The following is a 14,979-nucleotide window of genomic DNA, read 5'->3' as shown; positions in this document are numbered from 1 at the left end:
AGAGGTGATCGGAGCCGATGAGCGACACACCCGCCGGCACGCTCGGCGACCTTCCCGACCTCGCCGCGGCCAAGCACGGGGACACCGCGTTCCTGAGCGACCAGCCCTGGCTCGGGTACGGCGAGCCGGTGCTGGACGTCGCCGGCTTCGCGCGCGCCGTCCACGACTACGCCGACCGCTTCTGGGCGGCCGGGATCCGCTCCGGGGACACCGTGGTCGTGGTCCAGCGCAACCACATCGAGGTGCAGGCGCTGGCCTGCGCGCTGAACCGGATCGGCGCGCTGCCGGCGCTGCTGTCGGTCGGCATCGAGCCCGATGAGATCGTCGAGTGCGCCGGGCGCCTGCAGCAGCCCTACCTCGCCCTCGACGCCGCCGGAGCGGCACGGCTGGCCGGACAGGTCGCCGCGCTGCAAGGACTGACCAAGCAGATCCTGTACCTCACCGAGGGCGCGAACCCGGTGGCGGCGGCCGGGCCGGCCTGGGCCGCGCCCACCGGGGACCGCCAGGCGCACCGGCCCTCGCCGCGCGGCGAGCAGGACTGGGCGGTGATCACCCACACCTCCGGCACCACCAGCGTGCCCAAGCTCGCCGCGCACTCGACCGCTTCGCTCTACGGCGTGGTCCGCTCCCAGATCGCCGCCTCCCGCGCCTTCGGCCAGGTCGGGCTCTCCGCCAAGCACCTGTCCTTCGTGCACGCCCGGACCTGCTCGATCGTGCTGGCGTTCCTCGAGGTGGCGATGCCGATCCTGGCGGTCGGCGACGCCCGGCCGGACCATGTCAGGCAGCTGATGCTGGAGCACCGGCCGGACTCGCTGGAGACGCACCCGAACGTGTTCATCCGGTGGGAGCCGGTCGCCGAGCACCCGTCCCGGCCGTTCAGCACGGTCAGCCGGTTCGTCAGCACCTTCGACGCGATCCACCCGCGGACCGTCAAGGCCCTGCTGGCCGGTTCGGATCAGCCCGGCGCGAACTACATCCAGGCCTACGGCCAGACCGAGACCGGCGGCGTGACCGCGCGCCTGGTGCGGCGGGAGGAGGCCGCCACCTACCGGCCGCGCAACGTCGGCTTCCCGATCGAGGGCTCCGCGGTGCAGGTGGTCGGCGAGGACGGCAAGCCGGTCGCCGCCGGGGAGTCCGGATCCATCGAGAGCAAGACGCTGGGCCGGTTCCGCGGCTACGTCACCGCCGAGTCGCCGGTGGACCAGGAGTGGTGGCCGATGGGCGACATCGGCCGGATCAACCCGGACGGCTCCCTGGAGCTGCTGGACCGGCTCGTGGACCACGCCGAGGGCACCGACAGCTTCCTGGAGGTCGAGGACGCGGTGCTCGACCGGCTGCCGGAGCTGATCGAGCTGGTGATGCTCAAGGCGGTCGGCGGGCACGAGGCCGTCGCCGTGGCCTGTCCCCGCGAGGGCGAGGTCCTCGACCCCGAGCGGCTGCTGACAGCGCTGCGCGAGACGAGCCTCGGCGCGGTCCCGGTGTACATCAGGAACTTCGAGGACCTGCCGCTCACCGGCTCCTACAAGGTGCGCCGCCTGCTGCTGCGCTCGCGCCTGAACGCCTCCGGCGCCGCCCCCTCGATCGGGGTGAGTCCGTGACCCATCTGTGGCAGATCTTCACCGCCGCCGCCAACGCCAAGCACAGCAGGGCGCTGCACCTGCCGATGCAGGAGGGACAGCCGGCCTTCCCGCTCACCGAACTGCTGGTGCGCGCCGAGCGCACCGCCGCCGACGTGATCGAGCAGACCAGCGCCCGCAACGGATCCGAGCGTGCGCCGCGGCGTCTCGGGGTCCTGATGAACAACGGCGAGCCGTGGGTTCGCAGTGCCCTGGCAGCCTTCCGGCTGGACGCGGCGATCGTGCCGCTCCCGCTGCCGGTCGGCTTCGTGGGCGCCGAGGCCTACACCGCGCACCTGGCTCGTATCGCGCAGAGCGCGGAGCTCGACGCGATCCTCATCGACGACAGCCTCGGCCCGGCGATCGCCCGACGGGTCGCCGGTTCCCTGGCGGACACGGCGTTCATCAACGTCACCGAGCCCGGCGAGACGGAGCGGACCTCGGAGCTGCCGGCGATCGCCGAGGCGGAGGCCCACTCGACGCTCGCCGTGATCCAGTACACCTCGGGCAGCACGTCCGCACCCAAGGGCGTCACGCTGACGCACGCGAACGTGGCCGCCGGCCTGACGGCGGTCACCGACGGTCTGGGCTTCACCGACGAGGACTGCTTCGGCGTGTGGATCCCGATGTTCCACGACATGGGTCTGTTCACGGTGCTCAGCAGCCTGGCTCGGGGCAACTCGGTCTGCCTGTGGCGCCCGCGCGACTTCGTGCGGCGGCCGCTGGTCTGGCTCGACAACTTCGCCAAGTCCCCGGCCACGGTGATGGCGGCGCCGAACTTCTGCTACGACCTGCTCACCGCCGCGGTGCGCCAGGACCCGCCCGCGGATCTGGACCTGTCCAAGTGGCGGGTGGCCTGCAACGGCGCCGAGCCGGTCCAGCGGCGCACTGTCGAGGCGTTCCAGGAGACCTTTGCGCCGTACGGTTTCCGCGCGGCGACCATGGAGCCGGTCTACGGCATGGCCGAGGCGACGCTGATCGTCTCCGCCAGCGACCTGTCGAACCCTTCGCGTTCGCTGAGTGTGCACCGCGACCGGCTGCAGAGCGGCGACGAGGTGCAGCCGCTGCCGGACGGCGCGGACAACGCGCGCCCGGTCGTCAGCTGCGGCAAGCCCGCGCCGGGTCTCAGCCTTCGGATATCGACCGCCGACGGCGACGGCACCGCGCCCGGCTCGGGCCACGCGGGCGCCGGCCGGGTCGGCGAGGTGCAGCTCAGCGGGCCCGCCGTGACCGGCGGCTACCTGAACCTGCCCGCCGACCAGCAGCCGTTCACCGCCGACGGCTGGCTGCGCACCGGCGACCTGGGCTTCGTGCACGACGGCGAGCTCTACCTCGTCGGCCGGGTCAAGGACATGATCACCGTGCGCGGGCAGAACTTCTACGCCGAGGACGTCGAGGAGATCGTCCGCACCGTGCTGGCCGCCGAGCAGCCCGGCAGCGGCGCCCTGCGCAGCGCCGCGATCCCGTGGACCGCCGAGGCGGCCGCCGGGGGCGAGGTCGAGCGGATGGTCGTGCTCTGGGAGACGGCGCTGGACCGGCAGGAGGCCGCGCGGCTCGCCCGCGTCGCCGGGGACCAGGTCAAGCACCAGCTCGGGCTGGACGAGGTGTCGGTGGTCCCGGTGCCCACGGCGGCGATCCCGCACACGACCTCCGGCAAGGTCCAGCGCCACGGGGCGCTCGGCCTGTACCGGAGCCTTGCCGACGACACGACGAAGGGGTGAGGCATGATCGGCCCGACTGAGGACATCGACCATCTCGCCGTGGTGTGCGCGGCCCTGGCCGCCGAGGCCGACCCGGACCTGGAGGGGATCGACCCGGACTGGCAGCTGACCGCGATCCCCGGGCTGGAGTCGGTCAAGGCGCTGCGCGCCGTGGTGCGGATCGAGGACGCCTGCGCGATCGCGATCCCCGACGACTTCCTGTTCGAGACGAACACCGTGCGGCAGCTCGCCGATCTGGTGGCGCGGCTCGTGGAGAAGTCCCGGTGACGCCGGCGGGTCCGGCGCGGCTGGACCGGTCCGGAGCGCTCGAGAGCTCTGAGCAGATCGACGGCTCCGAGCAGATCGAGCGGTTCGAGCGCGTCCCGGCCGAGTTCGCCCGCTACGCCGTCGATCTGGACGCGGCGGCGCGGCTGCTCGGGCTGGACCCGCGGCGCACCGCCGAGGTGGCGCGGGACGCGCTGCCGCACGAGACCGACCCCGAGCGCGGCCCGTTGTTCGACTACGTGGACGTGATGAACCTGGCGCTGTTCGCGGGCACCTCGCGCGACAGCATCCCCGAACTCGCGCTGCGCTTCCTGCTGCGTTTCGCCTCCGGTCCGCGGCCGAGCTGGTACGAGCCGCGCCACTGGCTGGTGCGGGTGCGCGCGCCGCGGTCGGAGGAGGCAGCGATGCAGCTGCTCGGTCCCGATCTGGCCGCGCCCGGCGTGCAGGAAGTCGATCCGCGGGATCTGCCCATCGCCACGACGACCGTCGAGCCGCCCGGATACGAAGTCGCCGTGCGCTTGACCGGCGCCGAGGCGACGGTCGGCGATCCGCAGGTCCGGGCGATCTACGACGACATGCTCGAGGCTCTGCTGTCCGGCACGGTGATCTATCAGTCCGTCAGCGAAGAGCTGCGCATGCTGCACGAGCGCGCGTGGGGACTCGGCATGGCCGACTGCGTGGTGGTCAGCAGACTTCTGGCGCAGCGGCTGCGGGACGCGGGCTTCCAGGCGCGCGCCCGGCGCGGCTATCTGCTCGGTCTGGTCGGCAGCGACCACTCCTGGTGTGAGTACTTCGAGGACGGTCGCTGGAAGACGCTGGACCTGGTGTTCGCCTTCCTGGCTGGAGGTGCGGGGCACCGCCGGATCGAGGCGTCCCCGGAGTTCGCGGCGGCGTGCCGTGGCGGACGCTTCAACCGGCTGCTGCCCTGCGACGCGGAGGAAGCCAGTGCCCTGATTCTCGCCGGTGACGAGCCCGCTCCGCCGTGGGCGCTGGCCGGCGTGAGCGCGCACCCCTGGGAGTCCTGATGGATGCGGCTTTGATGGCGACGGCACGCGAGATCGTGCGTGAGAACCTGGACTATCCGGCGCTGCTCGACCAGATCACCGACGAGGAGGACCTGGTCAACGCCGGGGTCAACTCCGGGGAGATCATCCGGGTCGCGCTCGGCTGCGAGCGGCGGTTGGACCGGCCGCTCAGCGATGTCGAGCTGAGCCGGATCACGTCGGTGCGCTCCGTCGCCGATCTGTTGATGCAGATGCGGCAGTCGCAGGATGCTGACGCGCGCGTCGCGGCGGCAGCCGGTCCGCAGCCGTCACGGGAAACAGAGGCCTGATATGTGGCTTTCCGATGTGCTCGAACGCAACCGCGTCCGGTACCCCGACGGCGTCGCTTTGCGCGATCGTCGGCGCGACCTCACCTGGGACGCCCTGTACTTCGAGGTAGGCGCGTTCGCCCGGGAACTGTCCCGCAGCGTGCCGCTCGGCAGCCGGGTCGTCGTGCTCAGCGGTAACCGGCTGGAGATGATCGAGGCCTATCTCGCCTGTGCGGCGGCCGGAATGGTTGCCACACCAGTGAATCCGGCGTTGACGGCTCCGGAACTGGCCGGGATTTTCGAGGGTGTCGAGCCGGCGTTGGCGATAGCCGATGAGGCGGGGCGTACTCGGCTGGCTGCCGAGCACCCGGGTCTGAAGACCGTGGCGATCGAACAGGTCGCGCAGTTTGCCGCCGTCGAGGCCGCCTCGGCGCAGCCCGCTCCCCCGCTGCCGCGGGCGGCCACGCTGACCGAGCCGTTCGCGATCATGCACACGTCGGCGACCACCGGCCGTCCCAAGGGCGTCGTGGTCGACCAGCGCTCGGTGCAACTCAAGGCTCTGTCTTGGCTCGCCGAGGTCGACTGCGGTCCGGACACCGTGTTCCTCGACGCGTGCCCGCTGTTCCACGGCAGCGTCGTCAATGCCCTGGCTTACCTCGGGGCGGGCTCCACCTTGTGCGTGCTGGACGACTTCACGCCGCAGGGCTGTCTGAGCGCGCTGGAGCAGTGGCGGGTTCAGCACGTGTTCGTCGTACCGTCCATGGTGCGGCTGCTCCTGGAAGCCCGAGGGCTGGCCACCGCCGACCTGACCGCGTTGGAACTCGTCGTGCACGCGGCCGCGCCGATGCCCGCGGAGCTGGCCGAGCAGGCCACGACCGCGCTCGGCGCCGGCCTGATGACCGTCTACGGCATCACCGAGGGCGGCGGCCCGAGCCTGGTGCTGGAGCCCGCCGACCAGCCCGGTCCGGCACCGGCGCCCGGAGCCACGTGCGCCGGGCTGCCGATGCTCGGCGTCAGCGCGCGGATCGCCCGGGAGGACGGGAGCCAGGCCGAGCCCGGCGAGATCGGTGAGCTGTGGCTCGCCGGCGACGGCTTGATGCTCGAGTACTGGCGCGACCCGCACGCCACCGCCGCGGTCGTGCACGAGGGCTGGCTGCGCACGCACGACCTGGGCTGCCGGGACGCCGCGGGGCTGATCTGGCTGGTGGACCGACGCAACGACCTGATCCTGCGCGGCGGACAGAATGTCTACCCCGCCGAGATCGAGGAGGTGCTGCGCAGCAGTGCGCAGGTGGCCGACGCCGCGGTGGTGCCGGTGCCCTCGGCGGTGTGGGGGCAGGCGCCGTTCGCCTTCGTCCAGCCCGCCGCGCCGGGCGTCTTCGACGAGCGCGCGCTGCTCGCGCTCTGCGTCGCGCGGCTGGCCAGCTACAAGCGGCCGGTGCGCTTCGTGGCGGTGGACGCCATCGCCCGCAGCCCCGCCGGGAAGATCCTGCGCGGGCGGCTGCGCCAGCACGCCGAGGACCTGTCGGCACCGACCGACCGGGACACCGCGCCGACCCAGACAGCAGGCTCCTGATGACCGTGACCACCCCGACCCCGGCCGACACCGACTGGACCGCCCCGCTCGGCGGCACCGCCGTGCTGGCCGCCGACTACGACACCCACGACCAGCAGCTGCTGCGGCTCTACGCGCTGGGCAAGCAGCGCCAGTGGAACTCCGACTCCCGGCTGGACTGGAGCCGGCCTGTCGATCCGGACAACCCGCTGGGCATGCCCGACAGCTTCGTCTGGATCGCCGGCTCGGACCTGTGGGACAAGCTGCCGACGGCCGAACACAGCGTGCTGCGCCGGCACGCCGCGGCCTGGGCCAGCTCCCAGCTGCTGCACGGCGAGCAGTTCAGCCTGGTCGCGGTCAGCAAGATCGCGCAGACCGCGCCGGAGGCGGACGCGAAGCTGTTCGCCGCCACCCAGATCATGGACGAGGCGCGGCACACCGAGGTGATCAACCGCCTGCTGACCGAGAAGATCGGTCTGCGCTACGGGCTGACCGGCTCGCTGGCCTCGCTGTTCGAGAACGTGGTGCAGGACGCGCGCTGGGACTTCTGCGCCCTCGGCGTACAGGTCGTGCTGGAGAACCTGGCGCTGGCGACCCTGACCGTGCAGCGGGACCGCACCACGGAGCCGCTGATCAGGTCCCTGACCACCTACGTGATGCAGGACGAGGCCCGGCACGTCGCCTTCGGCCGGATCATGCTGCGCCGCACCTACCGCGACCTGACCTCCGCCGAACTGCGGGAGCGGGAGGATTTCGTGGTCGAGTCCTGCTGGTCGCTGCGCGAGGGCTTCGTCGGCGAGGCGATCTGGAACACCCTCGACTACGGCGCCCAGGAATGCATCGCGATCGCCCGCACCTCTCCCGCGCTGCGCCAGTACCGGCGCCGGCTGTTCATGCGGATCGTGCCGGCGCTGCGCGACATCGGGCTGTTCGGCCCGGCGGTGCGGGACGCGCTGGAGAAGATGGGCGTCCTGGGCTTCGCAGAGCTCGACGAATCCCCCGCCGACTCCCTGGACGCCCTCGACGCCGCCGCCGAGGAGCTGGACCGCAGCGAGCGCGCCGCGCGCCAGGCGGAGATCGAGCAGATCGCCGAACTCGGCGCCGCCGCGGAAGCCGCTGAGGGCGCTGAGGCCGCTGGAGCCGCTGAGGGCGAGGGAGCCGAAGGAGCCGGAACCGCCGGTGCGACCGATCCGGCCGCCCGAGCACAGAACGTCCGCGAAACCCGCGAGCGCCGCACGAGCCGTACCAACCGCCCGAACCGCGTGACCCGCGTGACCCGCGAAGACCCATCCGATCAGGAGCCCAGAAGATGACCACCTCCGCCGCCGTCGCGGATCCGGCCTCCGCCTTCAGCGAACGCGCCGCCCGGCGCGCCGTCTGGCTGGTGCTGAGCGCGACGTTCGTCGTCTCCGCGGACATCTCGATCGTCGCCGTCGCCGCCCCGCCGATCCAGCGCGGCCTGCACGCGAGCTCCGGGGATATCGAGCTGACCGTCGCCGCCTACCAGATCGCCTACGCCGCGCTGCTGATCACCGGCGGCCGGCTCGGCGACATCTTCGGCCGGCGCGCGCTGTTCACCTGGGCGTTCGCCGGCTTCGTCCTCACCTCCGCAGCCTGCGGCCTGGCGACCTCCCCGGGCCAGTTGGTGGCGTTCCGCGCGCTGCAAGGCGTGACCGCCGCGATGCTCTCGCCCCAGGTGATGGCGACCATCCAGATCATGCTGCCGCCCGAGAAGCGCGCCGCGGCGTTCGGCGCGCAGGGCGCGATGCTCAGCCTCGCCACAGTCATCGGGCCGGTGTTCGCCGGACTGCTGTACTCCGGGAACATCATGGGCCTGTCATGGCGGCCGATCTTCCTGGTGAACGTGCCCTTCGGGCTGGCGGCGATCTGGCTGGGCCGGCGCTACCTGCCCTCGCTGCGCAATCCCGAGGCCAAAAGCCTCGACCTACCCGGTACGTGTCTGGTCGTCCTCGCGTTGGTCGCGCTCATGACGCCGCTGTCACTGGGCGAGCAGTACGGATGGCCGCTGTGGTGCTGGCTGAGCCTGGCTGCCTCGCCGGTGCTGATCCTGGCGTTCCTGAAGCTGCAGCAGGCTGAGGAGCGGCGCGGCGGGTCTCCGCTGCTGCCGACCGACCTGTGGCGAGACCGGGCGTTCCGTACCGGCGTCGTGCTCTTCCTGCTGGCGTTCAGCGGGGTCGTGTCCTTCTTCCTGTACTACTTCACCCTGATCCAGACCGCGTACAACGTCTCCACGCTGTGGGCCGCGGTGACCACGATCCCGGTCGGGATCGGCACGATCGCGCTGTCGGCTGCCTCGGGGCGGCTGGTCCGCGCCTGGGGCGGGCGCCGGGTCGCCTCGGTCGGGGCGATCGTGTGCTGCTTCGGCGCGCTGTCGATGTTCATCCCGGTGGTCGCGGTCACGGACTCCTCGCTGGCGCTGTGGTCCATCCCGTCGCAGCTGGTGCTCGGCTCCGGAATCGGGATGCTGTTCGCTCCGCTGCTGTCGGTGGTCCTCGCTGGAATCCGCAGCACGCACGCCGGCGCCGCCGCCGGACTGCTGGTGACGATGCAGATCGCCGGCGGTGCGCTGGGGGTCAGCGCCATGGGAGTGCTCTTCAACTCGCGGCTGCCCGGAGGCTCCACGGACCACGCGTCCCACGGACAGCTCTCCTCGGCGATGGTCCACGCCATGCTCTACAACCCGGTCTCGTTCCTGGCGGCGCTGCTGGTGATCCTCGTTCTGCCGAGGACGGTGCGCAGTGCCGGAAGGGCTGCCGGGCCCAAGGGGACGCCGGCCGGCGCGGCGGGTGCTGCGGGAGCGCCGGGAACTCCGGGAGCTGCTCATGCCTGACACCGCTGCCCTGCCTGAGACGCCTGCCACGCCCGCGTCGCCGACCGAACTGCCACCGGTCACCCCCGCCGGCATGCCGACCACCCACCGCGGGCTGCTCGACGCCATCATCGACGGCACCGCCCCGCCGCGCGCGGCCGTCGCCCGGCTCGCGCTGCCCGGCCTGGACTCCTGGTCGCCGGGACATGCCAGTGCCCTGATCGAGGTCGGGCCCGAGGTCACCTTCGGCGGCGGGTTCGTCTTCGGCGGCTACCTGTCCTGCCTGGTCGACCTGTACGCCGGCTTCGCGGTGATGACCGTGCTGCCGGACGAGCAGGTCTTCCTGACCGTGCAGCTCGACACCTCGTTCCAGGCGCCGGTCGCGCCCGGTCCGGTGGCGATCGAGGCCACCGTCGCCGAGATCTCCTCGCGGCGGGCGGTCGTCACCGTCCAGCTCAGCCAGCACGGGAAGCCCGCCGTCACCGCCACCGCCACCCAACTGCTCATCCGACCGGAGCCTCCCAAAGGAGAGACCGTGGACGCCAGCCAGTCCGCCGCCGTTGTGACCCCCGCCCCTGCCCCCGCTCCCGCCGCCCCGGCAGGCGCCCCGGTCTTCACCGGCACGTATGTCGACCGCATCCTCGAGGTCTTCGCCGAGCATCCCGAGCGGGAGGCCTTCGTCCACGGCGACCGGCGCGTCTCCTACGCCGAGGCCCGGCGCTCGGTCCACCGGATCGCCGCCGCGCTGCGACTGCGCGGGCTGGGCAAGGGCGAGACCGTGGCGCTGTTCGTCGGCAGCCGCCCGGAATCGGTGCTGATCCAGCTGGCGGTCCACCTGGCCGGCTGCCGTCTGGTGTTCGTCGCCCCCGAACCCGCGGTCCCGGAGCAGGGCGCGTTCCTGCGGCGGGCCGAGGCCGACGCGCTCGTCATCGACCCGGGCATCGAGCGCGCCGTGCAGCTCGCCGACCTGCACGGTCCGCGCGTGGTCCTCACCGCCGGTCCTGGGAGCCTCGGCGAGGACCTGCTCGCCCTCGCCGCCGCACAGCCCGACGAGCCGCTCGCGGACCCGGCACAGCAGGGCGACATCTCCACCATCTTCTACACCGGCGGCACCACCGGCCGGCCGAAGCTGGTCCTGCACAAGCACACCTACTACTTCGCGCTGATCCCGGCCAGCGAGCGCCGCAAGGCCGAGCTCCCCATCCCGCACCGCTTCCTGGTGTGCACCCCGGCCAGCCACACCAGCGGCCACATCGCGGCGATCCTGACCATGCTGGCCGGCGGCACGGTGCTGCTGATGGACTCCTTCGACGCGGGCACGGCCATCGCGATCATGCACCGGGAGCACGTCACCAGCCTGGGCGTCGTCCCGCCGATGCTCGGCGAGATCCTGGACCACCCGAACTGCCCCGAGGACGGCTTCCCGGACCTGGTCCGCATCCACTACGGCGGCGCGCCGACCACCCCGGCCCGGATCCGCAAGGCCCTCGACCGCTTCGGCCCGGTGCTGCGCCAGGCGTACGGCCTCACCGAGATCCCGGTGATCGCCTTCCTGGAGCCCGCGGACCACGACCCCGAGATCCCCGGGCGCCTGGGCTCCTGCGGGAAGCCACTGCCCTTCCTGGCCGACCGCGCGGAGATCTCCCTGCGCGACGAGCAGGGCCGCGAGGTCGCACAGGGCGAGATCGGCGAGGTCTGCGTCCAGGGCCCACTGGTCATGGCCGAGTACCTCGGCGACCCGGAGCTCACCGCCCAGGCCCTCGCCGACGGCTGGCTCCACACCGGCGACCTCGGCTTCTTCGACCCCGACGGCTACCTGCACCTGGTGGACCGCCTCAAGGACGTCATCGTCACCGGCCAGACCTCCGACAACGTCTTCTCGGTCCTGCTGGAAGACGTGCTGACCAAGACCCCCGGCGTCCTGTCCGCAGCCGTCGTCGGCCTCCCGGACGAGGCCTGGGGCGAAGCCGTCCACGTAGCCTGCGTCATCGACGGCAAGACCCCAGTCGACCCCGCGGACCTGAGCAAGCGCGCCGTGGAGGAACTCGGCCCGCTCTACGAGCCGAAATCCATCGTGTTCGTCGACGCGCTGCCGTGGACGTCGATCGGGAAGATCGACAAGAAGGCGGTGCGGGAGCTGCTGCTGCGCGGTCAGGGCTGAGTTTCGAGGGCGAGGCGCGACCGCGGCCTGGTTGCAGCAGGTGCAGGCCGCGGTCGGGGACGCCGACGAGCCGCCGATCCCCAGGGGGAGGCGGCTTGCGGTTCAGCAGGTGACCTTGTCGATGTGCAGGTAGACCAGGGAGATCACGTCCGTGGGCCAATCACGTTTATCCAGGTACTGGTCGCTGTCGAAGTACGCCAACTTGTAGTAGTTGCCGTTGGCATCGAAGTAGTTGATAAACCCCGTGTTGCAGCCCGTGTAAATGGCGGTGGTCCAGTACCCGGAGAGGTACAGGTTGTCATCGCCGGGGTTCGTGTAGCAGACGGTGCCGTGGTACTTGGTGTACTGATGGATCGTGTAGGGCGTGCACTTGGTCGACCCCGTGTTCGGCGTCACGGTCTGTGCGGAGGCGGCCCCCGCGCCGGCGCTGACGGTCAGCAGAGCAGCCGCAGCACTACTGATCAGAGCTTGGCGAACTCTCATCGGTTTCCCCTTTTGAACCTTCGCAACACATGGATGGAGTGGAACGTCCTTCATCCTGGCCGCGAAGCGGAGGGGCGATGATCCGCGCACCGTCGTATTGGCTGAAAGTCGTTCCCATGGCATCGGCAATGGCGGATTCCAACCCGCGTCGAGTCACGAGATCGACCGCACACGCCCTAGGGCGAGTCCGCGGCGCGCGCCTCCAAAGCCGCGACCGCGTCGGCGACGGCTGCGGGGCTGTTGACCGAGGTGAGGTGTTGGGCTCCGGGGATGATGGTCGGGGCGGGGGCGCCGATGCGGGTGGCGGTGGTCTGCGGGGAGTTCGGGGTGTAGGAGGAGTCTGCGCCGCCGAATACGACCGCCTTCGGGATGGGGAGGGTGGCGAGTTCGGCCAGGCGGGTCGGGGGTAGTCCGGCTACGCCGAGGTTCACCATGCTCCACAGCGATTCCTCGGCGCCTGGGACCTCGAGGGGGCGGCGCCATTGGTCCAGGCCGGCGGCGTCCAGCTTGGGGCAGCCGGAGCCGCAGGTGGCGCCGTAGATGGCGCGGATGACGGTGTCGGAGCGGACGGCCAGGCGCATCAGGGTCGTGCGATAGGGGTTGAGGAACAGGTGCGTGAGCGGGGTCTTCTGGCCCGCGCCGGTCGCCAGTCCGTCGCCGTCGAGGAACATGACGCCGCTGGCGTCGCCGGGCTTGTCCAGCACCGCGAGGGCAGCTACGGCGGCGCCACTGGAGTGGCCGACCAGCACCGGCTTGGCCAGGTGCAGCGCCTCGATGAACGCGTCGAGCTGCCGCGCTTGATGCCCGACGTCGAAGGGCGCGACGCGCTGCGAGTAGCCCCAGCCGTCGATGTCGAGGGCATAGACCCGATGCCCCTGCGCGGCCAGGAGCGGCGCGAGGTACTGCCAGGTGTCCGCCGACTCGACGAAGCCGTGCACCAGCACGATCGGCGTTCCACTCGAGCCCCACTCGCGGTAGCGGGTCGATACGTCCCCGGCCTGTACATAGGTCAGCCCTGCCGGAACAGAGTCACGCGCATTCGTGGCGGCGTTGTACGCGGTGGACAGGAACGTGCTCGCGACGAAGGCGACCGCGACCGTCTTCGCGACCCGGCGCAACCACCGCCGCCGCCGACTCCGGTACGGGATCAGCGGCGGGGCGATCTCGGCGGGCGGCGCAGTCACATCCACCCGCCAGACGATAGTCGGCCCTTGACGTTCAAGCCGAAACCACCACTATCCGAACGTGAACGAGTACGCGCTCAGCCCGGGCGACAGCGTCACCGTCAGTGTGCTGCGTTCCGAATCGCCCACGTTGACCAGGGTGTAGATGTTCGGCGCTCCGGACACCGGATAGCTGGTGCTCTTGCCGTCGACGGTGGCGGTCATCGTGCCGGTGCCGCCGACGTCGAGATACACCTTCGAGGCCATGAAGTTCAGGCGGATGCCCGCGCCTGGTCCGGCGGTCAGCGATTGCGCGGCGACGGTCCAGGAGCCGGTGAGGGCGAAGGCGTCATCGGGGACGTCGGCCGGGTAGGCGAAGGTCTGCGTGCCGGTCTTGAACGTGCCAGCCTCGCCGGGTGCGAGGCTGTTCGCGCGCTCGGCGCCGAGGTAGGTCTCGGGGGTTTGGTCCGGGTCGGTGGGGGTGGCGTCGGGGATGTCGGTGGCCGGCGGGAGGCTGACGCCGGCGGGGTGTGCGGCGGTGAGGAGTTTGCGGATGAGCGACTCGGTGTTGGGGTAGGCGCCCTCGCCGATGGAGGCGAAACGGACCTCGCCGGTGGAGTCGATGAGGTAGTCGGCGGGCCAGGATTCGTTGCCGAAGTTGTTCCAGGTCGTGTACTTGCTGTCGAGGGCGACCGGGTAGGTGATGCCGAGGCGCTTCGCGCCCGCCGCGACGTCGCCGGGGTCGGACTCGAAGGTGTACTCCGGGGTCTGCACGCCGATCACCACCAGGCCGTCGGCGGCGTAGTCGCTGTACCAAGCCTGCACGTGCTTGATGGCACGCTGGCAGTTGATGCAGGAGTACGCCCAGAAGTCGACCAGGACGACCTTGCCCTGCAGCGAAGCCGGAGTGAGCGCGGCGCCGCCGTCGGTGTTGAACCACTGCTGGATGCCGGTGATCGCCGGCGCCTTGCCGCAGTCGCCGAGCGAGCTCATCTGCGCCTCGGCGCACTTGGCGAGCGCCGCCGGGCCGGCGGGCGCGAGCTTGTGCGAGGCACCGGACTTGTCCAGCGCCGCGTTCAGGTTCGAGGTGTAGTCCGGCACGGCACGCTGCAAGGCGTCGGTGACGTTGAACGTCAGCCCCACCGCCAGCGCGATGACGACCACGCCGGCCGTGATCCGCACCCCGCGCTGCCGGTTCCGGAAAGCGCGCACCCGCTCAGCCACCCGCCGCCCCGCCAGCGCGAACGCCAGCAGCGGAATCGCGGTACCGACGGCGAACGCCACGGTGAGCGCGACCGTCCCGACCCCGATCCGCCCGGAAGCGCCCGCGACGGTGATCGCCGCGAGCACCGGACCGGCGCACGGCACGTACACGGTCCCGAGCGCCAACCCGAGCACGAAGCCACCGTGCTCATCAGCCACCCGCCGCTGCGGAATCCGGTTGAACGGCCGCTCCAGCAGGTCCTCCACCCGCGGGAACATCATCGCGATGCCCAGCAGCACCAGCACGACCAGCCCGGCCCACCGGATGATGTCCTTCGGTACCGGCAGCGCACTGACCACCAGCGTCCCGAGCAACGTGAAGACACTGAAGCTCAGCACCAGTCCGGCGACGATGAGATACGGACGCCGGCTGGCTCCGGGCCGCGGCGCGTCGGCGGCGGCCGCACCCCCGGCGCCGCCAGCGCCGCCGGTGAAGAACAGCACAGGCAGCATCGGCAGAACGCACGGCGAGATACCCGTGATGAGCCCGCCCACGAGCCCGATCAGAACCAGAGTGACCACAGCCTCATCCTGCATCGGAAAACTGAGGGTCTGCTGACGACTCGGGCGCCGTCACCGATCCGTAAGAAGGATGAGAGAAGGTCGTTCGG

Annotated in this window: 12 protein-coding genes; 9 read left to right on the top strand and 3 right to left on the bottom strand. The window is 71.3% G+C overall.

From position 1 onward, the window contains the following. The first annotated feature begins 17 nt into the window (after positions 1-17). The 9 genes from CACI_RS17430 to CACI_RS17390 are packed head-to-tail and all read left to right on the top strand — an operon-like array spanning position 18 to position 11,459. On the top strand, positions 18-1,598 hold the full coding sequence (locus tag CACI_RS17430; RefSeq protein WP_015792142.1) for a class I adenylate-forming enzyme family protein: 1,581 nt from the start codon (positions 18-20) through the stop codon (positions 1,596-1,598). Beyond that, positions 1,595-3,337 carry an AMP-binding protein gene (locus CACI_RS17425; RefSeq protein ID WP_015792141.1) on the top strand — a complete coding sequence of 581 codons (1,743 nt, stop codon included), beginning with the start codon at positions 1,595-1,597 and terminating at the stop codon, positions 3,335-3,337. The genes CACI_RS17430 and CACI_RS17425 overlap by 4 nt, the downstream gene beginning before the upstream one ends. A 3-nt stretch (positions 3,338-3,340) precedes the next feature. Next, positions 3,341-3,604: an acyl carrier protein gene (locus CACI_RS17420; protein WP_015792140.1), complete on the top strand. Its 264-nt coding sequence runs from the start codon at positions 3,341-3,343 to the stop codon at positions 3,602-3,604. After that, entirely contained in the window at positions 3,601-4,626 is a 1,026-nt protein-coding gene (locus CACI_RS17415; protein ID WP_015792139.1) for a transglutaminase domain-containing protein, read from the top strand. Before CACI_RS17420 ends, CACI_RS17415 begins: the two co-directional genes overlap by 4 nt. Continuing rightward, positions 4,626-4,934, top strand: a complete 309-nt coding sequence (locus CACI_RS17410) for a phosphopantetheine-binding protein (RefSeq protein WP_015792138.1) — start codon at positions 4,626-4,628, stop codon at positions 4,932-4,934. The genes CACI_RS17415 and CACI_RS17410 overlap by 1 nt, the downstream gene beginning before the upstream one ends. A 16-nt stretch (positions 4,935-4,950) precedes the next feature. Beyond that, complete coding sequence (locus CACI_RS17405; RefSeq protein WP_190276766.1) at positions 4,951-6,489, top strand: class I adenylate-forming enzyme family protein; 1,539 nt, start codon at positions 4,951-4,953, stop codon at positions 6,487-6,489. Beyond that, a complete protein-coding gene (locus CACI_RS17400) occupies positions 6,489-7,781 on the top strand; it encodes a ferritin-like domain-containing protein (protein WP_015792136.1) in 1,293 nt (430 codons plus the stop codon). The genes CACI_RS17405 and CACI_RS17400 overlap by 1 nt, the downstream gene beginning before the upstream one ends. Next, entirely contained in the window at positions 7,778-9,319 is a 1,542-nt protein-coding gene (locus CACI_RS17395; RefSeq protein ID WP_015792135.1) for an MFS transporter, read from the top strand. Before CACI_RS17400 ends, CACI_RS17395 begins: the two co-directional genes overlap by 4 nt. Then, positions 9,312-11,459, top strand: coding sequence for an AMP-binding protein (locus CACI_RS17390; RefSeq protein WP_015792134.1), 2,148 nt, complete (start codon positions 9,312-9,314; stop codon positions 11,457-11,459). Before CACI_RS17395 ends, CACI_RS17390 begins: the two co-directional genes overlap by 8 nt. Positions 11,460-11,561: 102 nt before the next feature. On the opposite strand, the gene CACI_RS17385 is transcribed toward CACI_RS17390, so the two are convergent. The 3 genes from CACI_RS17385 to CACI_RS17375 form a co-directional block, all read right to left on the bottom strand. After that, entirely contained in the window at positions 11,562-11,942 is a 381-nt protein-coding gene (locus tag CACI_RS17385) for a hypothetical protein (protein WP_015792133.1), read from the bottom strand. Positions 11,943-12,118: 176 nt separating this feature from the next. Beyond that, positions 12,119-13,132 carry an alpha/beta fold hydrolase gene (locus CACI_RS45695; protein WP_049871613.1) on the bottom strand — a complete coding sequence of 338 codons (1,014 nt, stop codon included), beginning with the start codon at positions 13,130-13,132 and terminating at the stop codon, positions 12,119-12,121. A gap of 45 nt (positions 13,133-13,177) precedes the next feature. Continuing rightward, the gene (locus tag CACI_RS17375) at positions 13,178-14,890 is read right to left on the bottom strand and encodes a cytochrome c biogenesis protein CcdA (protein WP_015792131.1); all 1,713 of its coding nucleotides are present in this window, start codon (positions 14,888-14,890) and stop codon (positions 13,178-13,180) included. Positions 14,891-14,979 lie beyond the last annotated feature (89 nt).

It is taken from the genome of Catenulispora acidiphila DSM 44928 (assembly GCF_000024025.1).
GTDB classification, from domain to species: domain Bacteria; phylum Actinomycetota; class Actinomycetes; order Streptomycetales; family Catenulisporaceae; genus Catenulispora; species Catenulispora acidiphila.
The sequence above is the reverse complement of the archived record's forward strand: the minus strand, read 5'-3'. Positions and strand labels throughout refer to the sequence as shown.